The organism is Leifsonia shinshuensis, from assembly GCF_022606355.1.
Classification (GTDB): domain Bacteria; phylum Actinomycetota; class Actinomycetes; order Actinomycetales; family Microbacteriaceae; genus Leifsonia; species Leifsonia shinshuensis_B.
This window is the reverse complement of record NZ_JAHHZQ010000005.1, coordinates 465,629-487,093: the sequence shown is the minus strand read 5'-3', so window position 1 is coordinate 487,093 and position 21,465 is coordinate 465,629. Positions and strand designations below refer to the sequence as shown.

The window sequence follows — 21,465 nt, the reverse complement described above, 5'->3', positions numbered from 1 at the left end:
GGAGCGTCCGTGCCCCGTACCCGTCGACTCGGCCTCGCCATCGCCGCCGTCCCCCTCGTCGCCGCCCTCTCCGGGTGCTCCGTCGTCGCGGCGTTCACTCCGCATGTCGAACCGGCGATCTACGACACGGCCAAAGAGCTCCAGTCCTCGAGCAACGCCTCGCTCGGCTCGATGACGTTCGTCCCCGACGATGCGAAGGTGATCCGCATCGACTACGACACGCAGACCGACGAGGCGATCATGACGTACACCTCGCCGACGCTGCTGCGGCCGGACGTCTGCAAGGGCGCCGCCGCCACGCCCAAGCCGACCATCCAGGACAGCTGGTGGCCGGTATCCGGAGTCCCCGCCGAAGGGTCGGCGTGCCCGGGCAAATGGGTCGCGTTCGCGATCGGCCAGCAGGTCTACGCGATCCGCCCCGCCACCAAGTAGACACCGGCTCGGCCGCGCACGGCTCAGGAGGCCGGCCTACCCCCTCTCGGCTGCGAGCGCGGGCACGACCAGCTCCACGATGGTGCCGAGGCCGACGACGGACCGCACGTCGACATGACCGCCGACGGTCTCGACGCGGTCGCGCAGCCCCTCCAGTCCGCCGCCCGGCTCGATGCGCGCCCCGCCGCGGCCGTCGTCCTTGACCGTCACGGTGACCAGGTCGCCCTCGCGGGTGACCAGCACGGCGCAGTTGCGCGCCTCGGCGTGCTTGGCCGCGTTGGCGAGGCACTCCGAGACGCAGTAGTAGATCGTCTCCTCCACGACGTTCGGCAGCCGCTCGTCGAGTTCGACCTGCACTTCGACGGGGGTGCGGCTGCGCTGGGCCAGCTCCTCCAGCGCCGATCGCAGGTCCCCGTCGGTCAGCACGGTGGGGTGGATCCCGCGGGCGAGCTCGCGCAGTTCGCGCAGCGCGTCGGCGAGTTGCGCCGAAGCGCCCTCGAGGTCGCCGACGAGTTCGTGCTCGTCTGCCGCCGCCGCCTTCGAGGTCGCGATCCGGAGGCTGATCGCCAGCGACACCAGCTGCTGCTGCGAGCCGTCGTGGAGGTCGCGCTCGAGTCGCCTGCGCGCCAGGTAACCCTCCTCCACGATCCGGAGCCGCGACTCCCGCAGCTCCTGGATCGTCTGTTCGAGGCGGGCGCGCAGGCGGTCGTTGTCGACCGACAGCAGCAGAGCGGACGAGACGGCGTCGAGCAGCCTGTCGTCCTGTGCGAGCGCCACGTCGTGTTCGATGAGCGCGATCGGCCCCTGGTCGGAGTCGATGGCGAGCGTGGAGCGGCCCGGCCGGTCGATGTGGTCACCGTCCGGCACCGCGTCGCCCCGGCTGGTACGGTAGCCGCGCCGGTGCTCGTCCCACCAGAAGACGCGCAGCGAACTGTCGTGCAGCGTGCGCGCGAGGCTCGACTCCCACAACCCGCGGTCCACCTTGTCACGAGCAACGATCACGAGGTCCGCGACCCGGGACCGCAGGCCGCGCGCATAGAAGACCCCGCCCACGTAGGCCGGTGGGATGAGCGCGATCGCGACCGGCGGGATGAACTGGAGCCAGCCGCTGTCCCAGCCGAGCGCGAAGCTCAGCGAGTCCTGGAACGTGCCGTAGCACCAGAGCAGCAGGGCCAACGGCATCACGAACGCCACGCGACGCGCGGGGAGCGTGCTGGTCACCCAGCGCACGGCGAGCCGCACGGCGACGGCCAGCAGGAGCACGACGCCGACCACCCGCCAGGCGACGCCCAACCAGTAGTCGGCATCGGGACTCGGGATGAGTGCGTACGGATTCGCCACGCACCCGCACTCGGCCGCGGTCGGCGACGAGAACACCAGGATCCCGAGGAAGCGGATCACGAACGCACCGACCAGCGTGTAGGCGACGACGCGATCGAACCGCGACGTCAGCCGGCCAGTCGGATAGGTGAGCACCAGGATGCCCACGAGCACCGCCCACAGGTCGGTGACGCCCTCCATCAGCGGCCAGAGCCACGCGATGTCCCTGGTCACCGGATACCAGGCGCCCGCCGCCCAGAAGAGCGCCGCCCCGACCATCAGCCAACCGGGCACCGGGCTGCGGATCGCCCGCCATGCGATCACCGCGCAGACGACGTAGTCGACGGCCACGGCCACGAAGACGATCGCCCAGCCGACGCCCTGCGGCCGGGGTCCGTAGTCGTCCGTGACCGCGCTCACGACCTGGGCGAGCACGTTCGACGCGATCGTCACCGTGACGGCGAACGCCCGCAGCGAGAGGCGTGCGGCGTTCACGTCGTCAGCCGTCCCGGCCGAGGAAACGCAGGACGGCGAGTACCCGCCTGTGACCTTCGGTGGTGTCCTCGATGTCGAGCTTGCTCATGATGTGCCCGATGTGCGACTCGACGGTGCGCAGGCTGAGGTGCAGCGCGGCGGCGATCCCGGCGTTGGAGAGCCCCTCCGCCATCAGCCGGAGGACGTCGACCTCTCTGCTCGAGAGCGACTCGACGGCCGCCTCGGACGACCGTGCGGAGACGAGGAGCTGGACGACCTCCGGGTCGACGACGGACCCGCCGCGGGCCACGGAGCGCACGGCGTTGACGAGCGTGTCGCCGTCGGCGACCCGGTCTTTGAGGAGGTAGCCGGTTCCGCTGCCTGCGCTCATCGCCCGGATGGCGAACGCGGCGGTCGTGTACATGGAGAGCAGGAGCACCCCCACCGTGGACCCTGCAGCGCGCAACGTCTCCAGGGCACGCAGCCCCTCGTCGGTGTGCGTGGGCGGCATCCGGATGTCGAGCACGACGGCGTCGATGCTGTCTTCGTCGTCGAGGAACTGCAGCAGCTGCTCCGCCGTGTCCACCGACGCGACGACATCCACTCCGCCCGCTCGCAGAAGCTGCCCGATCCCCTCACGCAGCAACACGGCGTCATCGGCGATCGCAACCCGGAGCGGGCGGGAATCCGAGTTCTCTCCCCCGACCACGCGCTTACATTAGCAGGCTGCGAATCGCCTCACCGCTCAGTTCCGCTTTGCTGATGAAACCGTCTGCCCCGCTGTCGGTCACCCGGGTGCCGTAGTCGCGCGAGGAGCGGCTGGAGGTCAGCACCACAGCGGCCCCCGTCGCACGCATCACCGCCACCAGATCGAACCCGTTGGCGTCGGGAAGCCCGACGTCGAGCAGCACGAGATCGGGCGTGAGAGCACGGCTCAACTCGATGCCGCGGGCACCGGTCTCGGCGTCGCCGACGACGGAGAAGCGCTCCAGCGTGAGGAGCTCGGCGGCCTGCGCACGGAATCGCGCGTGGTCGTCGACGATCACAACACGGAGGCACATGCTGACGATTCTCGCCGGAAGCGCAGGGACGGCGCATCCGTGCCAGCACGCAGCATGTTCATGTGAGTGGATCCGGTGACTACGTTCGAGGGATGGACGACGACCGAATCCCCCACCGCGCCCTTCGGGCCGCGGACATCGTCGCGACCATCGTGCTCGGCGTGCTTCAACTGATCGCGTCGTTCACGTTGCCCATTCTGGGGTGGTTCCAACTCATGAGCGTCGCGAGCTGCTCTGAGAGGGAGTGCGACTACGCCCTCCTGGGCATCTCGGGATACCTCACCGCAATCGTCGCCGCGCTCGCATTCGTCGCGACGCTCGTGTTCGTCATCCTGCGCGCCGTTCGGGGGCGGAGCACGTGGTGGCTGACGTGCATCGGGCTCGCGGCGGTCGTGGTCGCGTATGTGATCGCCACAGCGCTGAACGAGCTCGCGCGCGCCTGAACCAGCTCTGACGCTCCTGATCCGTGCCAGCACGCACCACGTTTCGGGTGGTCCCCCGGATGTGGGACACGCTCGGCCGGACGAACATATGAGGCAAGCTCAGCACCTAGCTCCGAGCCCACCATCCCGAACCCGAGGAGGATGCGATGCCCACCGCAACCCGAACCGCCGACCCGAACGGAGCAGCCGACCTGGCCTCCGAGGCGGTCGCGGTGGGCATCCACGACCTCCCGGTGGTGGTCATCGACCTCGAGCGGGCGCGCCGTCGGTACTGCGCGCTGCGGGACGACTTCCCGTGGGTCGACGTGCACTACGACGTGAGCGCACTCGCCCATCCCGCGCTGCTCTCCGCGATCGCGGAGGCCGGTGGCGGCTTCGAGGTGACCCACGACCAGGCGCTTCCCGCGCTGCTGCTCGCGGGCAGCCCCGGCCATCACGTGCTCCATGCGACCCCGGTCGCGCACCCCCACGAGGCCAGAGCGGCCTACGACGCGGGCGTCCGCCGGTTCGTGATCGATGGGGCACGCGCCCTGGAGGTGTTCGCCGGCGCTCCGGGCGACCTGCGGCTCGTGCTGAAGCTCCAGCCCGCGCTCGCCCCGCGGCCGGCCCACCGCGCAGCACGGGGGATGTGTCCCGCTGCGGTCGTGGCGGCAGCCCGCACGGCACGCGGCCTCGGCGTCCGCGTCGCCGGCTTGTCTCTCACCCTCCCGCAAGACGGCAGTCCCGCCGAGTACGTCAGCGAGATCGTCCGAGCGATGGGAGTCGCCGCCGACGTGGAAGCCGGGACGGACCAGCGCCTGCGCCTCCTCGACCTGGGTGACGGGTTCCCTGGTCGCGCCGACCGCCGGCCGGCCGAGCGCGCGGAGCTGGCGCGCGCGATCCGCGGCATCGTCGCGCCGGCGACCTCCGGGATCACCGTGACGGCGTCGGCCGGAAGCGCGATCACCGCCGGCTGCCTGAGCGTCGTGTCGGCAGGCGTGCGGCACGACGTGGAACCCGCCGTCGCCAGCGCGTGCATCGACGCGGGCGCGGAGGTCGTCGTCCTCGACAGCCAGGGCACCTCACTCCTGCGACGCCTGCCCCTGCTGCGCAGCAGGAGCTCCTCCGACCACCGGGTGCTCCGCAGACTCGCGAGCTCCTGATCCGTAGACCTGGCGGGACGCGCCGACAATCAACCCAACCCAACCCCTTGGCCCGTCCCGACCACGGCGGCAGGCCCCGGATCCTCTCCCCGAAGGGAGGGCCCGGGGCCTGTCGGTACCTCCCAGAGCCGACCGCTGCCCGTGGTCACCCGTGTCGCCCGTGGTCGCCGGCGTCGGGTGCGTACGGCGTGCTGGCGCACATCAACTATTGTATAAGATGTGAAATGTACAAAACCCCTCGCCGTGAGTATTCTCGCGGCCTCCGCCTTCGCGCTCGTCGGCGCCCCCGCGCCCGCGACCGCCGCGCCCGCCCCCTACACCGTCTCCGGCACCGTCTACTTCGATGCCGACCGGAACGGCTCATACACCCTGGGTGACCTCCCGATTCCCTCGGCGACCGTCGACCTCTACACCAGCGCAGCCGACGCGGCAGCGGGCACCCGCCCGGTGCGCACGGTGACGACCGACAGGCTGGGCGCGTACTTGGCCACCAAGCTCACGCCGGGCACTTACCACGCCACGACGAAGGCCACCGGCTACCGTTCGAACGCAGTAGCCGAGGTGACCGTCTCCGGACTCTCGCTCGTCGGCGTCGCGAATGTCGCGGCGACCAAGCAGACCGATCTCACCGCCACCGTGTTCGACGACAGCAACGGCAACGGCGTCCGCGACTCCGGAGAGGGACTCCTCAACGGCAAGACGCTGATCTTCGTCGACGTGCTCGCGACGCAGAAGGCGCTCGCGGACGGCTCGCTCGAGTCGATCGACGTCGGCGCCGCCGTCGGCGCCGCAATCGGAGGCTCGCTCGACCTCGGCGACGCGATCAGGTTCCGCACGACGGCCAGCGGTCAGCCGATCACCTACACCGACGTGCCGGAGGGCGTGTACGTCGTGTTGCGCTCCCCGTTCAACCTGACGGTGGGAGACCTGCTCGCGAACACCTCGCGGGTCACTGCCCTCATCGACATCCTCAGCTCGGGCGACGTCGACGCCCTCCTCGCCATGGACCCGGAGCTGCTCTCGACGGGTGACATCACCACCGCGCCGACGAACGAGTATCTCAAGAAGCTCGCGTCCGGCCTGTCGCGTGCGGTCGGCGTGGTCGACCGGGTCGACACCGAACGCCTCCTCGGCGCCGATGCTGCGGCCCAGATCGGCACCCTGACGGGAACCGTCGCCCAGGCCGCCGGCCTGATCGATGCCATCCCCGCGGCTCACTTCGTCGCGGTCGGCCACTGGGGCAACTCCTGGCAGCTGACCGGCCTCACGGTCAAGAAGACCAATGACTTCGCCTTCGGCGTCCGCCAGCCCGTGAGCATCACCGGAACGGTCTTCAACGACGCCAACGCGAACGGCAAGAAGGACACGTTCGACCTGGCGGAGTCCGTCACCCTGACGGCGTACCGGGCCAACGGCACCGTGCTCGGCAGCACCAGCACGCCTTCGCTGATCGGCTCGTACAAGCTGAGCGGCCTCCCCTACGACACCGACATCTACGTCGGACTGAGCGGCACGTCGAAGTCGCCGTCCGTGCGGTACTCGGGCACAGTTCCGCCGGCGCTCGCGGGCGTCACTCTGATCGGCTCGTACCGTCTCGCCGGCACCGGCACGCAGAACTCTGTCGGCCAGGACATCGGTCTCGCCACCCTGACCGCTCCCTCGGCCACGATCGCCGACGTGTCGGCGTCGGGTACGGCTACGCTCACCCTGACCAACAGTGCGTCGGCCGTCGTGAACGTCGGCTACTCGGTCAACGGCGCGGCCAGCACCGCCACGACCGTCCCGGCCAAGGGCGTCCGCTCGGTCACGCTCACCGAGCTGGTCGCCGGCACCAACACGGTGACGGTCGACTGGTCGGCCGGCGTCTACCGCGGTGTCCCCCTGACCATCGAGGTCGTCCGCGGCTGACCCTCCCCTCCCAGCACGAAGGTCCCGGAAGGAGTGACTCCTTCCGGGACCTTCGTCGTTGCTCAGACCAGCGAGTCCCGCCACGCAGCGTGCAGCTGCGCGAACCGGCCGGTGCCGGCGATCAGCTGATCCGGCGAGCCGTCTTCGACGACCGTCCCGTGCTCCATGACGAGCACCCGGTCCGCGATCGCGACCGTCGACAGACGGTGCGCGATGATCACGGCGGTGCGGTCGGCGAGCAGGGTCTGCAGGGCCTCCTGCACCAGGCGCTCGCTCGGGATGTCGAGCGAGCTGGTCGCCTCGTCCAGGATGAGCACCGCCGGGTTCGCCAGGAACGCCCGGGCGAACGAGATCAGCTGACGCTGACCGGCGGACACCCGGCCGCCGCGCTTGTTCACGTCGGTGTCGTACCCGTTCGGCAGTCCCGTGATGAACTCGTGGGCGCCGACCGCCTTCGCGGCCTCCACGACCTCCTCCCTCGTCGCCTCCGGCTTGCCGAGTGCGATGTTGTCGGCGACCGACCCGCTGAACAGGTACGCCTCCTGGGTGACCATGACGATGGCCCGGCGCAGATCCTTCGGGTGCATGTCGCGCAGATCGACGTCGTCGAGCGTGACGGAGCCTTCGCTCGGGTCGTAGAACCGGGAGATCAGCTTGGCCAGCGTCGACTTGCCTGCGCCCGTCGAACCGACCAGTGCGATCGTCTGCCCCGCCGGGATGTCCAGGCTGAACTCCGGGAGGATCACACGATCGCGCTTGTAGGCGAACGTCACGTCATCGAACCGCACGTGGCCTTCGGCCGTCCAGAGGTCGACCGGCTTGACCGGGTCGGGCACGCTCGGCTCCTCCTCCAGCACGCCCGAGATCTTCTCGAGCGCCGCAGCGGCCGACTGGTAGGAGTTGTAGAACATCGCCATCTCCTCCATCGGGTCGAAGAACCGGCGCGTGTAGAGCAGCGCAGCCAGCAGCACACCGATGGCGAGCTGGCCGTTCGCGACCCGGAAGCCGCCGACCAGCAGCACGACACCGACGGTCACGTTGCCGATCATCACCAGACCGGGGTCGAAGATCCCGAACAGCTGGATGACCCGCGCGTTGACGTCGCGGTAGTCCTCGACGAGGCCGCCGAACTCCTTCTCGTTGCGCTTCTCCTTGCGGAACGCCTTGACCGCGCGGATGCCGGTCATCGTCTCCACGAAGTGCACGATGAGCTTCGCCGACGCCACCCGCGAGATGCGGAACAGCGCCTGCGAACGCTTCTGGAACCAGCGCGTGAGCAGGTACAGCGGCACCAGCGAGCACAGCAGCACGACACCGCTCAGCCAGTCGAGCCAGAACAGCGCGATGGCGATGAACAGCATGTACAGGAAGCCCTGCACGAGCTGGTTGATGCCGGAGTCGAGCAGCTCGCGGATCGAGTCGAGGTCGCTCGTCTGCCGCGAGATGATGCGGCCGGACGTGTACGACTCGTGGAACTCGAGCGAGAGCTTCTGCGTGTGCAGGAAGACCCGCTTGCGGAGGTCGATCAGGATCGCCTGGCTGATGCGCGCGCTGAGCACCGTGTACCACGAGATCAGCACGGCACCGATGATGCCGGTGAACAGGTAGGCGACACCGGCGGCGGCGACCGGGAGCCAGTTCTGCGAGTGCAGAGCCGTGATCCCGTTGTCGATGCCGAACGCGATGATCGCCGGCCCGGCCACCTGGCCGGCCGTGCTGACCACGACGACGATCGCGGTCAGCACCAGCCGCAGGCGCAGTGGGTGCAGCAGCGAGCCGAGAAGGCGCAGCGAGCGCCGACGGATCTGCCGGCTCTCCTCTTTGCTGAGGTCGTTGCGCTCTTCGCCCTCGACGCCCAGTACTGTCGCGGTGCTCACAGGTTCACCTCCTGAAGGAACTCCTCGTCCTGCTCCTCTTCGAGGGAGGAGAGGACGAAACGGTAGTGCTCGTTGGTCGCAAGCAGGTCATGGTGGGTGCCGACGGCCGTGATGCGGCCGTCCTCCAGCAACGCCACCCGGTCGGCGAGCATGACCGTCGACGGACGGTGCGCGACGACCAGTGCGGTGGTGGAGGCGAGCACCCGGCGCAGGGCGGCCTCCACCAGGGCCTCGGTGTCGACGTCGAGCGCCGACAGCGGGTCGTCGAGCACCAGGACGCTCGGAGCCGCTGCCACCGCGCGCGCGAGCGCGAGTCGCTGACGCTGTCCGCCGGACAGGCTGAGCCCCTCCTCGCCGACCTTGGTGTCGAGTCCCTCCGGCAGCTCGTAGACGAACCCGGCCTGCGCGATCTCGAGAGCCTCGGTCAGCACGCGCTCGGCTTCCGGCGACGCGGGGTCGAGACCGTCACGGCCGAGGAGGACGTTGTCACGCACCGAGGCCGAGAACAGCGTCGCGTCCTCGAACGCCATCGCGATGGCCTTGCGGAGGTCGTACCTGGTCAGGTCGCGCACGTCGACGCCGTCGATGCGCACCGAGCCTCCCGTCACGTCGTACAGACGGGTGGTCAGGGCGGTCAGCGTGGACTTGCCGCTTCCGGTGAGCCCCACGAGCGCCATCGTCTCCCCCGGCAGCACCGTGAGATCGATACCGTTCAGGAGGTCGGGGAAGCGCTCAGGCGAGTCCTGGTAGCGGAAGTGCACATCGTCGAAGACGAGCTCTCCGCGCGGATCGGTGATCTGCTTCGGCTCTGCGGGGTCGGTGATCGCGTTGGCCTCGTCCATGACCTCGAAGAAGCGGTCGGCGGCGGTGCGCGTGTCGAACGTCATCGAGAGCAGGAAGCCGATCGACTCGATCGGGAACCGCAGCACGGTCGCCGTCGCGAAGAAGGCGACCAGCTCGCCGACCGAGAGCTGGCCCTGAGCGGCCAGCCAGACGCCGACGACCAGGCAGATGCCGAACGCGACGTCCGGGATGAGCAGCAGCCACAGCCAGAGGCCCGCGACCGCCTTCGCCTTCTCGATCTCGGTGCCGCGCAGCTCCTCCGCCTGCGACTCGAACTTCGCCAGCGCATGCTTGCCGCGCCCGAACGCCTTGAGCACGCGGATGCCGTGCACCGACTCCTCGACGGCCGTCGCCAGGTCGCCGGCCTGGTCCTGACTACGCCGCGCGACGATCGAGTACTTCTTCTCGAACGCGAAGCCGTAGATCCACAGCGGCACCGACAGCGCGAGGAAGATCAGGCCGAGGATCCAGTTCCACCCGATCAGGATCGCGAAACCGACGATGATGGTGACCACGTTGACGACGAGCAGCACGATGCCGAACGACAGCCAGCGCCGGATCAGGCTCAGGTCGCTCACGGCGCGCGAGAGCAGCTGGCCGCTCGGCCAGCGGTCGTGGAAGGCGACAGGAAGGTCCTGCAGCTTCTCGTAGAGCGCGTTGCGCATCCGCGCTTCGACGTGGGTGCCCGGCGTGAGCACGAACCAGCGCCGCAGCGAGATGAACACGGCCTCCGCGGCACCGAGCCCGACCACCAGCAGGGCCGCCGGCCAGACCGCTGAGGCGTCGCCGGTGGACAGCGGGCCGTCGACCAGCCAGCGGAGCACCTGCGGGATGAACAGCGCGACCAGGCTCGCCAGCAGCGCGGCGACCATGCCGAGCACGATGCGGGGCGCCGCCGACTTGGCGAACGGGAGGATTCGGAGAAGCGTGCGGAAGGTCCCGAGCCGCTTCTGGACTTCTCTTTGGGGTGGGTGCTGATGGGTTTCAGCGATGGACATGAGTTCCGTCTTCTCTGTATGCGTTTCGTGGCTTCGATTTCGTGGATGGGTCGACTCCGACCCGGTGTGACGTGCTGAGAGGTCGCCAAAGGAGTCGTTCGCGTGGGCGCGACGAGCCCGGGCCGCGGATGCCCGGACGGTGGTGCCGGCGACGGTCAGCCGGAAGCGCGTTCCTGCCTGGGACCTACCAGGCGGGGGCCGGCTCCGGGGACGCGTACGCGGCAGCGACGAGCCCGAACACGGTCACGGTTCGTGTCTTCTCAGTCGTTGTCATGGCGTCCTCCCAAGGCCCGATGCGTCATCCGAATGCTGCGACAAGGCAGCCCTACAGGATATTCCCAGCGTCACTCAGAACGCAAGAGCGAGTTCTCGCAGCTGCGTCGCGAATCGTGACGGGCGGTCCCCCGCTAGGCTGCTGGGATGGTGTGGCGGTCCCTCCCGTTCTGGTCGGTCATCGGGGCGTTCGCCGTGTTCGTCTCGCTGGTCGCCGGGATCTACGTGAGCGTGGGGGCGGCGTGGAGTGCGGCCCGGTCATTGACCCACACCACCCTCGAGCTCCGGGTGCAGGGCGAAGGCTCGCGGACCGTCGAGGTCTACCTGCATCACGCGACCTGCGTCGTCCGTGCCGGTCAGCGCGTCGTCGTGCGGAACGACCCGACCTCTCGTGCGCCGGCGCAGATCGTCGCCGATCTCCGCAAAGGAGTCTTCAGCACCAACATCAGCACCGGCGACGGTGGCTCGTTCTTCTCCACCCAGGCGTTCCGACTCGAGGGCGGCAGCGTCCACTTCGACGGGACGACCGGCGACTACGTCGACGTCTTCGACGGGGGCGCGACGAAGAAGTCGCAGCTCGCCGGCAGCATCCCGTGCACGAAGGACACGTCCGGCGATTGAGCCGTCAGGTCAGCGAATGCGAATCGAGAGGCAGGTGACGCAGCCCTCGAGCTTCTCGAACTCGGAGATGTCGACCTGCACCACGGTGTAGCCGAGGTCCTCGACCAGCGCGATGGAGCCCGGGGCCGACGAGGACATCAGCACGGTCTCGTCGTCGAGCACGACGACGGCGGTGCCGTGCGCCTCGGGGACGGGCAGGAAGCGCTCGAAGATCCTCGGCTCGTCCACGATCGGCTCGTAGCCGATCACGGTGCCGTCAGGGAGCGCGGTGACCGCGGTCTTGAGGTGCAGCGCCTTGGTGACCGGCACCGCGACGACGGTGTAGCCGAGCGGCGCGACGAGCGCGCGCAGCTGCCGGATGCCCTCGGCGTTCGTGCGGCCGCCGCGGCCGACGTAGACGGTGTCGCCCACCTTGAGCACATCGCCGCCGTCGAGGGTGCCCGGCTCCTCGATGCGCTCGAGCCGGAGGCCCTGGGCGCGCAGCGCTGCCTCGGTGCCGACGGTCTCCGCGCGGCGGGAGTCGGCGCCGGGGCGCGAGATGACGGCGGTGTCGCCGAAGACGATCGCGGTGTCTTCCACGAAGACGGAGTCGGCGAGCTTGTCTGCGCTGGCGACCTCGACGGTCTGCCAGCCGGCGTCGGAGAGCGCCGCGACGTAGTCGTCCCACTGCTTGTCGGCCCGTTCGTTGTCGACGGCCTCCCGCTCGATGTGCGTCACCAGGCCGTCGGCCAGGTTGGCCGCGGGGATGCGCACCAGGGCGATCTTGCGCGCGGCGGGCGCGAGAACGCGCCTGTCGAGCGCCACGTAGACCGCGTATCCCGCGGTCGGGAAGGCGATCGCGGCCGCGATCCAGACGCCGAGGTTGACGCCGATGAGCGACAGCCACATCTGCTGCCATGCGGTCCCCGTGAGCGTGGCGCCGTTGGTGGCGTAGAGCACCAGGGTGCCGACGATCGTCCCGATGACCGCGACAACGACGCCCGAGATGATGGAGACCCAGCGACGCTCGAACGCGCCGAGCAACGCCGCGATCAGCCCGAGGACGAACAGGGCGAGCGCGATGTATTCCGTGTACTGCACGGCATTGCCGAGGATCTTCGGCTCCGCTGCCGACCCGTTCAGCCAGAGGAGCACGCCCGTGATGATCGCGATGACGGCCACTGCGGCGAAGAAGGCGATGGCGGCGACTGCGACGGCAGCGAGGAGCGAAGCGACGAACCGGCGCCCAACAGAGGAATTCATGAGACCCAAGCCTATCCGACGGGTTCCTATGGGAATGCTGGCATCGCGGGGCCTCGTAGTGATATCCGGCAGGTCAATCTCTTCTTCTCGAATGTTATGCTTCGGACTCCGTTCCCGCCCGCAGAGGAGGTCGCCCGTGACCGACCGGTCCACGCTCGCCGAGCCGACGCCCACCTCGCGGGTCGACGGCAGGTCGCGTTTCCGGCCCGAGATCCAGGCTCTTCGCGCGGTCGCCGTCCTCGGGGTCGTGGTCTACCACTTCTTCCCCGCCCAGCTTCCCGGCGGCTATGCGGGCGTCGACGTGTTCTTCGTGATCTCGGGCTTCCTGATTACCGGTCACCTGATGCGCGAGCTGACCTCCTCGGGCCGGATCAGCCTGGGTGCGTTCTACGCCCGGCGCGCGCGGCGCCTGCTCCCGGCGGCGTTTCTGGTGCTCGCCGCGTCGGCCGTGCTGGCCGTGACCCTCCTCGGTCCCCACCACTGGCAGCGCGTGGCCATCGAGATCGGCGCCTCGGCGCTGTACATCGAGAACTGGGCCCTCGCGCAGGCCGCCGTCGACTACCTCTCGCCGACCACCGAGATCCTCAGCCCCGTGCAGCACTACTGGTCGCTCTCGGTCGAGGAGCAGTTCTATCTCGTCTGGCCCCTACTCTTGCTGGTCGTCTGGCTGCTCGCGGCGAAGCTCAGCGCGAGTCATCGGCAGTACGTGCTCATGGTGACCCTTGCCACGGTGTTCACCGCCTCCTTGGCGTTGAGCATCGTCCAGACTGCGACCGCGCCGAGCCTCGCCTACTTCGCGACGACGACGCGGGCCTGGGAGTTCGCCGCCGGAGGTCTTCTCGCGCTCCTCCTCCGCGAAAGCGACGCTCGGCCTGTTGCCCGGTCCCTCCTGTCGTGGCTCGGCCTGGCGGCGATCGCCGTGTGCTTCTTCGTCTTCGACGATCGCACCCCGTTTCCCGGGTACACCGCGCTGCTCCCGGTCGTCGGCACCGCGCTGGTGATCGCGGCAGGCAGCCCGCGGCTGTGGTGGTCGCCGCGCGCGGCCATGGCCGTGCGGCCGGTTCGGTACCTGGGCGACGTGTCGTACAGCCTGTACCTCTGGCACTGGCCGCTGGCCATCGCGGTCGTCGCCCTCGTCACGGATCCCGGCCCGGTCATCCGGTTCGCTGCAGTGGCACTCTCGCTCGTCCTCGCGGCGGCGACCCGGCGCTTCGTCGAATCGCCGGCCCAGCGGGCACGCTTCCTGACTTCGAAGCGTCCACGTTTCACGCTGGGTGTGACCGCGGTCGCGATGGCTCTGATCGTGGCATCGGTAGGTGGTGCCATCTGGTCGATCGGGCGAGCCACAGCGTCCGACCTGAAGAACGCGGCGCTGACCGTCCGCGAGTCTCCGCCGTGCCTCGGTGCCGCAGCTGTCGCTGAAGGCTGCTCGATCGAGGGATCGGGCTCTCCGCCCATCCCGGGAGTCCTCGCCGCAGCGGGCGACGCCGCAGTGACCCCCGAGTGCTGGGGCCATGCGCACCTGAGTCAGCTCATCGTGTGCTCGGCCGGCCCTGCCGAGCATCCCGCGCTCCGCGTAGCCCTGGTCGGGGACTCCCACGCCAACAACTATCAGGACACCCTCGAGGTACTGGCCCGGGAGTATGGCTGGCGCGTCGACTTCATCGGCAAGTCGTCCTGCCCGTGGTCGACGATCGAGCGGGAGTACTCGGCGGCGTGGAACACCTCCTGCCAGTCCTGGGTCCGTTCGCTGACCGAGCACGTGCTCACCGGAGGCTACGACCTGGTGATCACCAGCTCGGCGGTCGGGGACTCGTGGAAGGCCACACCGGGACGCACGGTCGAGCAGAGCCTCGCGGACGGATTCGTCGGCACCTGGTCGCCGGTCGCCGCGGCCGGCATCCCCATCGTCGCGATCAAGGACATCCCCCGCGCCATGCCCGGGTACCTCGACTGCATCCACGCGCACCCGACGACGGCGACGACGGCGTGTGCGTTGCCCCAGGGCGAGGCCTTTGCGGGTTACGACGCTCAGAGCGCAGCGGCCGAACGGGTGAAAGGAGTGACGGTTCTGGACTACACCAGGTACTTCTGCCAGAGCGGGCGCTGCCCCGCGGTCATCGGCGGCGTGATCGTGTACCGCAACAACGACCACCTGACCGGAACGTACGCTGCCACCCTGGCTCCGATGCTCCGCTCGGACGTGCTCACGGCGACGGGGCTCATCGAGCGCCCACGCGGCTGAGACGCACGGCGCCGAGAGCGCGCGCACGCGGCGCGCGCTCTCGACCCCATTGGCCCGTCAAGCGTGAGCGGGCTCGCGGAGGCGCGCCATCGCGATCTCGTCGGCGGCCTCCAGCGTGGTGATGCCCCGCTCGGCGGCGACGTCGAAGACGCGGGCGACGGTGTCGCCGATGGCCTCCACCCGCGCGCGGGTAGCCTCGGCCGAGGGTGTCTCTTCGTTCATCATCGACAGGAAGATGACTCCACCGGCGTTGACGACGAAGTCGGGCGCCCAGAGGATGCCGCGGGCGGCGAGCCGCTCGGCGCCTGCGCGCTCGGCGAGCTGGTTGTTCGCCGGCCCGACGACCGCCTTCACGCGCAGCTCGTCGATGACCGCGTCGGTCAGCACCCCGCCGACGCCCGCGGGAACGAACAAGTCGCCCTCCACGCGGTGCGCCTCGCTCGGCTCCACCCAGGCGGCGCCGAGCGCGTCGGCGAGCGCCCGCTTGGCCGGGTTGACGTCGGTGACGGTGAGCACGGCTCCCTCGCTGGCCAGCCGCATGGCGATGATCGACCCGACGTGTCCAAGGCCCAGCACCGTCACGCGTCGGCCGGCGACGTCGCGACTGCCGGTGACGCGCTCCAGGGTCGCGAGCAGTCCGGCGTAGACGCCGGCAGCGGTCGCGTCACTCGGCTCGCCGACGCCGCCCTCCGCCGGAGGGAGGCCGCACACGTTGGCGGTGCGCGTCGCGACCACCGACATGTCCTCGGCGCTCGTGCCGACGTCCTCCGCTGTCATGTAGCTGCCACCGAGGCTCTCCACGGCATCACCCAGGTCGAGCATGACCTCGTAGCGCTCCGTGGGGCTGAGCTGGTGACCCCGCGGCAGGTAGACGACGGCCTTGCCGCCTCCGCGGTTGAGGCCGGCGGCCGCGTTCTTGTACGTCATCCCCTCCGCCAGGCGGAGCGAATCGGCGACGGCCTCCTGCCAGGAGTCGTAGTTCCACACGCGGCAACCGCCGAGAGCGGGGCCGAGGACGGTGGAGTGGACCGCGATGCTGATGGTGAGGCCGCTCCGCCTCCCCTTCACAACGTGCAGTGTTTCGTGCGGCAGGTCTGCGGGCAGGACGGACATCGGTGTCTCCTCGTGGGATCGCGGTGAATGCTGAGGGTCTTGTGGACCGTCCTCCATTCTCCGCGACCCCGCGAGGGGATGCAACGCGGCGCCCGGATGAGCGCGCGCCGCTCAGTGGAAGAAGTGGCGCTCTCCGGTGAAGTACATGGTGACGCCCGCCGCCTTCGCGGCAGCGATGACGTCCTCGTCACGGATCGAGCCGCCCGGCTGCACGATGGCCGACACGCCCGCGGCGATCAGGATCTCCGGGCCGTCGGCGAACGGGAAGAACGCGTCGGAGGCCGCGACCGATCCGGCCGCGCGCTCGCCCGCCCGGCTGACGGCCAGGTTGCACGAGTCGACCCGGTTGACCTGGCCCATGCCGACGCCGACCGAGGCGCCGTCCTTGGCCAGCAGGATCGCGTTGGACTTGACCGCGCGGCAGGCCTTCCACGCGAACTCGAGGTCGGCCCGGGTGGCGGCGTCGGCCTCCTCGCCGGAGACGAGGGTCCAGCCGGACGAGTCGAACCCGTCGAAGCGGTCGCTGTCCTGCACCAGGATGCCGCCGGAGAGCTGGCGGAACTCGGTCGTCGCACGAGTGTAGCCCTCGGGGAGCTGCAGGATCCGCAGGTTCTTCTTGGTCTGCAGCAGCTCCAGCGCCTCCGGCTCGAAGCCGGGGGCGATCAGCACCTCGGTGAAGATTCCCTTGACGGTCTCGGCCATCGCGAGCGTCACGGTGCGGTTCGCTGCGATCACGCCGCCGTACGCGGAGACGGGGTCGCACTCGTGAGCCTTGCGGTGCGCGTCGGCGATGTCGTCCGCGACCGCGATGCCGCACGGGTTGGCGTGCTTGATGATCGCGACGGCCGGCTCGGCGAAGTCGTACGCACTGCGGAGGGCCGCGTCGGCGTCCACATAGTTGTTGTACGACATCTCCTTGCCGCCGAGCTGCGTGGCCTGCGCGATGCCGCGCCCGGCCGGGTCGGCGTAGAGCGCCGCGGCCTGGTGCGAGTTCTCGCCGTAGCGGAGGGTCTGCTTCAGTTCGGCGCGCACCTCGAAACGCTCCGCGAAGTCGTCCGTCGAGGGCGCCTCGCCCGCGAACCACGCGGCCACGGCACCGTCGTAGGACGCCGTGTGCGCGAACGCCTTCGCGGCGAGCGCACGCCGCTGGTCGAAACCGGTGCCGCCGGCGGAGACCGCTGCGGCGACCTCGGCGTAGTCATCGGGCGAGACCACGATGGCGACGTTGGCATGGTTCTTGGCCGACGCGCGCACCATCGCCGGGCCGCCGATGTCGATCTGCTCGACGACGTCGTTGCCGACGGCGCCCGACGCGACCGTCTCGACGAACGGGTACAGGTTGACGACGACGAGCTCGAACGGCTCGATGCCGAGATCTTTCAGCTGCTCCTCGTGGGAGGCCAGACGCAGATCGGCCAGCAGACCGGAGTGGATGGCCGGGTGCAGCGTCTTGACCCGCCCGTCGAGCGACTCGGGGAAGCCCGTCACCGAGGCCACGTCGGTCACCGCGTGGCCGGCGTCGCGGATGGTCTGGGCGGTGGAGCCCGTCGACACGATCTCGACTCTGGCCTCCGCCAGCGTCGCAGCGAGTTCGAGGAGGCCCGTCTTGTCGCTGACCGAGATCAGCGCGCGGCGGATCGGGACGAGGTCCCGTTCGCGGTAGAGGCTGGCGTCGTGACGGGGTCCGCTCATACTCGGGAGAGCTCCTTGAGGTCGATGTGTCCGTTGGCGATGTCGAGGACGGCGTCGATCAGGAGGCGCCGCTCCACGGGTTTGATGCGTTCGTGCAGGCTGGCTTCGGTGTCGCCCGGCACGATCGGGACGCGCTCCTGGCTGATCACGGGCCCGGCGTCGACACCGTCGTCGACGACGATGAGGCTGGCGCCGGTCTGGGTGGCGCCGGCGGCCAGGGCGTCGCGGACGCCGTGCGCGCCGGGGAACTCCGGCAGGTAGGCGGGGTGCGTGTTGATGAGGTTCGGCGAGAACGCCTGGACGACGCGCGGCGGCACCAGACGCATGAAGCCCGACAGGATGACCAGGTCGGGCTCCCAGAGCCGGATCTGCTCGAGCAGAGCGTCGCCCCACTCCTCGCGGCTGTCGTACGACGTGAACGGCACGGTGAACGACGGGACGCCGAACTCCTCCGCGTGGTCGAGCCCGTCGGCCTCCCGATCGGCGCCGACCGCGACGACCCTGGCCGGGAACTCGGCGTCGGATGCCGCCTCGAGCAGAGCGCGCAGATTGGAGCCACCGCCGGAGATCAGCACGACAATCGAGAGCACGCGTCAAGCCTACCCATCCGCGACGCCGCGCTCAGACCAAACGCAACCCCCACCGCGACGGGGCGATCGTGTACAGCTGGCGGTAGAGCGCCGTTCCCACCAAGACGCCGAGCGCGATCGAGACGATCGAACCGAGCACGTTCGGGATGCTGCCGGCGTCGAAGTCGACGCCCGTCGCCGTCTGCGTCAAGCGGATGAGCCCGGTGGCTCCCGGCACGAGCAGCCAGAAGGCCGGGAGGAAGCAGACGACCGCAGGCGGTGCCCCACGCACCGACTGCACGAGGTAGGCGAGCACGGTGAGCGCGAACGCCCCGAAGAACCCGCTGAAGACGTTGCCCATGACGAAGGCACCGACGAGCTGCCCGCCGTAAGCGACCAGGAGCACGAGCGTGAGGAAGTAGAGCGACCGCTTCGGCCCGCAGTAGTAGAGGAAGATCCCCGCCGAGAACAGCAGGACCCCCAGCCACGGCTGGATCGCACCGAGCGGCGGCTGGGTCGACAGCAGCGCCATGGAGGCGGGGACGCCCGTGATCTGCAGGGCGGCGAGGATACCGATCGCGAGGAAGCCCAGCTGGGCGATGCCGGACACCAGCCGGCTGGAACCCGCGACCATGTCGCCGGTCGCGAGCTCCTGGATCCCCGTGGTCAGCACCGCGCCGGGAAGCAGCGTGACCAGCGGCGGGACGAGCACCTGCAACGGCTCGTCGAAGAGGACGGTCCGGCCCAGCAGGAACACGATCAGCGAGAGCACGAACGCGGTGGCGACGGGCAGGAGGATCGCGGCGTACGTGCCGGGGCGGACGAACAGCTTGGCGGCACCGACCAGCATCCCGAGCGTGAAGGCGTAGAGCATGCTGGTGGTCTCCGCGCCGAGGAGCACCAGGGCGACGCCGGCCGACGCGAAGCCGTGGCCGACGATCCGCACCAGACGGTTGAACCGCGGCCGGGCCGACGCGATCGCATCGAGCGCGTCGATCCCCTGGGCTGCGGTGATCTCCCCCGCGAGCGCGCGGTCGACCACGGCGTAGACGTGCGCCGCCCGGTCGAAGCGCACCTCGCCCCCTGCGGCCTCCGCGACGTCGAAGCGGGTCTGCGCCTCTCCGGGCAGGCCGACGAAGATCAGGGTGGGGAACACGATCAGCGTCGCGCGCGGCGACCCGAGGGCGGTCGCGACCCGCTTGAGCGTGCCCTGGATGTCGCGCGAAGCGGTACCGATCGCCAGGAGCGCGCTGCCGAGCCGCACCAGGAACTCCTGCAGCTGTGCGGACGGGCTCTCGACGAGCTGCTCGGCCTCTGTCGACCTGCGTCGGAGAGTGAACCGCGGCAGGTGGAACCGGAGCCCGGGCGCTCTCATCGTCGCGCCCGGCCTCCGGCCAGCAGTCCGATGACCGCCGCGACGGCGACCTCCGCGGCGGCGATCGCGCCGACCAGCCACGGGTTCGGCCCGACGTCGTGCAGGCGGCCGGGGCCGAGCGCCCCCGACGACCACCAGGCCAGTAGGCCGAGCTGGATGCCCGCGACCGCGCCGATCCCGAGCGCCGTGAGGAACAGTGCGAGCGCGCCGTCGACCTGGGCCCTCCTGGTCGCGCGCAGCAGCGCGGCGGCGAGGAAACCCGCGAGCAGGGGCACGAGCACGCCGACGAGGCCGAAGCTGTAACCATGGGCGGGGATGACACCGAAGAGCGGCACGCCGGGCAGCGGCCCGAGCGCGGTGCCGATCGGGCTCACGGCTGACCCGGTGCCGATCGCGAAGCCGGGGCCGACCAGCCAGGACATGAGCCAGATCACGAGGTTGGGCACGAAGGCCAGCTGCGCGACCGTGAGGGCGACGCCGCCCGCGACGCCGGTCTGCAGCTGTTCGTAGAGGCTGATGATCGCCGCGTAGTTGCCGAAGATCAGCAGCGCGAGGATGAGCGCGGAGATCCCGATGACGATCGCGGTCGCCGCGCTGCCGGCTCTGACCGCGCCCAGCAGGCCCGCGCGGATCGGCGCCGGGATCGTGTTCAGTCGGGCACGGACGGCGACGGCGACGGGTGCCGCCCCGTCCGGTCCGTCGGGCGGCGCGCCGTTCACCTGATCACCTGGTCGGTCGACGTGCCGGTCCGAAGCCCGATCTGTCGAGGAGGTGGTGCGGCCTCCTCCCCTGCGGAGCGCCGCGAAGGCGAATCCGATCCCGATGCCCAGCGCGTAGACGAACGGAGGCAACACGATCCCCTGCCACATCGACGGCGTCACGACCGCGCTCCCCGCGGTCAGGGTCACCAGCGCGGAGACGGCGACGAACACGGCGAGCGCGGAGATCGCACCCGTGCTGCGGTAGGGCGTCTCCGCAGCACGCAGGCCGGTGCGGACCCCGAGGCCGGCGGTGAGGGCGGCGAAGCCCAGAAGCGCGATGGTCACTTGGAACGGCGCAGCAGCGCCGGGGAGTCCGAGGGATCCGACGGTCTGCGGATCCAGGGTCACCGTCAGGTTGACGCCGTGCCCCACCAGCCAGATGTCGGCCGCAGCCTTCCAGACGACCGCGAAATCCCCGGTCAGATGATATTGCGCCGCCCAGAGCACGGTGAGCGGGACGACGCAGATGCCGATGCCGACCGCCGCGACGATGGCCGCCTCCAGCGCGGCGAGCAGGGCGACGGTTGTGCGATTCATGACCGGATGGAGCCTACCGGTCGCGGGGGTGTCCAGCCGGTAGACACTTCGACAGCCGGGCGACCGTCAGGGACTCCACAAACATCTAGCATTTGAACCTCTTGCATTTATGCCTGATGTTCTGGTTTGCTGTGGCCATGAAGAAACACACCAGAGTCAGCAAGATCCGTTCCCGCGTCGCCGCCGGAGTCGTGGCAGCGGCCGCATCGGTCGGCCTCATGGTCGGCACCGCCGTGCCGGCGCAGGCGGCGATCTGGCACTACGTCTCGTCGTCGTGGGTCGAGGCGTACGCAGGTGCGACATCGAACACCGCCCGCGACGGGATGATGCAGGCCTACGCCGTGCTCGGCGGGGACTACAAGTGGGGCGTCCGCTCGTCGAGCTCGACGCTCGCCAAAGTCAACGGATTCAATACGACCCACAAGGCTCAGCTCTTCCGTGACGGCAAGTTGATCGCGTCGAGCTGACGACCCGGAGACGGAGCCGGGACTCGTCCGAGCCTGGCTCCGTCCACCCGGCCGACGCCCCAACCTGGAAGC

General features: G+C 69.8%; 18 protein-coding genes. 7 read left to right on the top strand and 11 right to left on the bottom strand.

Annotated features, from left to right (window positions below):
• The first annotated feature begins 9 nt into the window (after positions 1 to 9).
• Entirely contained in the window at positions 10 to 432 is a 423-nt protein-coding gene (locus tag KNO15_RS21055) for a hypothetical protein (RefSeq protein ID WP_241705873.1), read from the top strand.
• 36 nt (positions 433 to 468) lie between these two features.
• Here KNO15_RS21055 and KNO15_RS21050 read toward each other — a convergent pair whose 3' ends face one another.
• The 3 genes from KNO15_RS21050 to KNO15_RS21040 are packed head-to-tail and all read right to left on the bottom strand — an operon-like array spanning position 469 to position 3,272.
• Positions 469 to 2,247 carry a sensor histidine kinase gene (locus KNO15_RS21050; RefSeq protein WP_241705872.1) on the bottom strand — a complete coding sequence of 593 codons (1,779 nt, stop codon included), beginning with the start codon at positions 2,245 to 2,247 and terminating at the stop codon, positions 469 to 471.
• Positions 2,248 to 2,251: 4 nt separating this feature from the next.
• Positions 2,252 to 2,935 carry a response regulator transcription factor gene (locus tag KNO15_RS21045; RefSeq protein WP_241705870.1) on the bottom strand — a complete coding sequence of 228 codons (684 nt, stop codon included), beginning with the start codon at positions 2,933 to 2,935 and terminating at the stop codon, positions 2,252 to 2,254.
• A 4-nt stretch (positions 2,936 to 2,939) separates the two neighbouring features.
• A complete protein-coding gene (locus tag KNO15_RS21040) occupies positions 2,940 to 3,272 on the bottom strand; it encodes a response regulator (protein WP_241705868.1) in 333 nt (110 codons plus the stop codon).
• 107 nt (positions 3,273 to 3,379) lie between these two features.
• Between KNO15_RS21040 and KNO15_RS21035 the strand changes: the two genes are divergently transcribed.
• The 3 genes from KNO15_RS21035 (at position 3,380) to KNO15_RS21025 (ending at position 6,780) form a co-directional block, all read left to right on the top strand.
• A complete protein-coding gene (locus KNO15_RS21035; protein ID WP_241705866.1) occupies positions 3,380 to 3,730 on the top strand; it encodes a hypothetical protein in 351 nt (116 codons plus the stop codon).
• A 146-nt stretch (positions 3,731 to 3,876) separates the two neighbouring features.
• Positions 3,877 to 4,872, top strand: a complete 996-nt coding sequence (locus KNO15_RS21030) for a hypothetical protein (RefSeq protein ID WP_241705864.1) — start codon at positions 3,877 to 3,879, stop codon at positions 4,870 to 4,872.
• 243 nt (positions 4,873 to 5,115) lie between these two features.
• Positions 5,116 to 6,780, top strand: a complete 1,665-nt coding sequence (locus KNO15_RS21025; protein WP_241705862.1) for an SdrD B-like domain-containing protein — start codon at positions 5,116 to 5,118, stop codon at positions 6,778 to 6,780.
• Positions 6,781 to 6,842: 62 nt separating this feature from the next.
• Here the strand turns inward: KNO15_RS21025 and KNO15_RS21020 are convergent, their stop codons facing one another.
• Together KNO15_RS21020 and KNO15_RS21015 are read right to left on the bottom strand one after the other, a co-directional pair.
• Positions 6,843 to 8,657 carry an ABC transporter ATP-binding protein gene (locus KNO15_RS21020; RefSeq protein ID WP_241705860.1) on the bottom strand — a complete coding sequence of 605 codons (1,815 nt, stop codon included), beginning with the start codon at positions 8,655 to 8,657 and terminating at the stop codon, positions 6,843 to 6,845.
• Positions 8,654 to 10,498, bottom strand: coding sequence for an ABC transporter ATP-binding protein (locus tag KNO15_RS21015; protein WP_241705858.1), 1,845 nt, complete (start codon positions 10,496 to 10,498; stop codon positions 8,654 to 8,656). Before KNO15_RS21015 ends, KNO15_RS21020 begins: the two co-directional genes overlap by 4 nt.
• A gap of 420 nt (positions 10,499 to 10,918) precedes the next feature.
• Here KNO15_RS21015 and KNO15_RS21010 point away from each other — a divergent pair, with 420 nt between their 5' ends.
• A complete protein-coding gene (locus KNO15_RS21010) occupies positions 10,919 to 11,392 on the top strand; it encodes a hypothetical protein (RefSeq protein ID WP_241705855.1) in 474 nt (157 codons plus the stop codon).
• Positions 11,393 to 11,401: 9 nt separating this feature from the next.
• Here the strand turns inward: KNO15_RS21010 and ddaH are convergent, their stop codons facing one another.
• Entirely contained in the window at positions 11,402 to 12,634 is a 1,233-nt protein-coding gene (gene ddaH, locus KNO15_RS23220) for a dimethylargininase (protein WP_278046608.1), read from the bottom strand.
• A gap of 136 nt (positions 12,635 to 12,770) precedes the next feature.
• On the opposite strand from ddaH, the gene KNO15_RS21000 reads away from it, so the two are divergent.
• On the top strand, positions 12,771 to 14,879 hold the full coding sequence (locus tag KNO15_RS21000) for an acyltransferase family protein (protein WP_241705852.1): 2,109 nt from the start codon (positions 12,771 to 12,773) through the stop codon (positions 14,877 to 14,879).
• A gap of 57 nt (positions 14,880 to 14,936) precedes the next feature.
• Here KNO15_RS21000 and KNO15_RS20995 read toward each other — a convergent pair whose 3' ends face one another.
• The 5 genes from KNO15_RS20995 to KNO15_RS20975 all read right to left on the bottom strand — a co-directional run bounded on the left by KNO15_RS20995 (position 14,937) and on the right by KNO15_RS20975 (position 20,926).
• Entirely contained in the window at positions 14,937 to 15,992 is a 1,056-nt protein-coding gene (locus KNO15_RS20995; RefSeq protein ID WP_241705850.1) for a Glu/Leu/Phe/Val dehydrogenase family protein, read from the bottom strand.
• Between the two features lie 111 nt (positions 15,993 to 16,103).
• Complete coding sequence (purH, locus tag KNO15_RS20990; RefSeq protein WP_241705848.1) at positions 16,104 to 17,684, bottom strand: bifunctional phosphoribosylaminoimidazolecarboxamide formyltransferase/IMP cyclohydrolase; 1,581 nt, start codon at positions 17,682 to 17,684, stop codon at positions 16,104 to 16,106.
• A complete protein-coding gene (gene purN / locus KNO15_RS20985) occupies positions 17,681 to 18,274 on the bottom strand; it encodes a phosphoribosylglycinamide formyltransferase (protein WP_241705846.1) in 594 nt (197 codons plus the stop codon). The genes purH and purN overlap by 4 nt, the downstream gene beginning before the upstream one ends.
• 31 nt (positions 18,275 to 18,305) lie before the next feature.
• The gene (locus tag KNO15_RS20980; protein ID WP_241705844.1) at positions 18,306 to 19,628 is read right to left on the bottom strand and encodes a threonine/serine ThrE exporter family protein; all 1,323 of its coding nucleotides are present in this window, start codon (positions 19,626 to 19,628) and stop codon (positions 18,306 to 18,308) included.
• On the bottom strand, positions 19,625 to 20,926 hold the full coding sequence (locus KNO15_RS20975) for a cell division protein PerM (RefSeq protein WP_241705842.1): 1,302 nt from the start codon (positions 20,924 to 20,926) through the stop codon (positions 19,625 to 19,627). Before KNO15_RS20975 ends, KNO15_RS20980 begins: the two co-directional genes overlap by 4 nt.
• Before the next feature lie 137 nt (positions 20,927 to 21,063).
• Here KNO15_RS20975 and KNO15_RS20970 point away from each other — a divergent pair, with 137 nt between their 5' ends.
• Positions 21,064 to 21,393 (top strand): hypothetical protein, encoded by a 330-nt coding sequence (locus KNO15_RS20970; RefSeq protein ID WP_241705840.1) that lies wholly within the window; start codon positions 21,064 to 21,066, stop codon positions 21,391 to 21,393.
• Positions 21,394 to 21,465 lie beyond the last annotated feature (72 nt).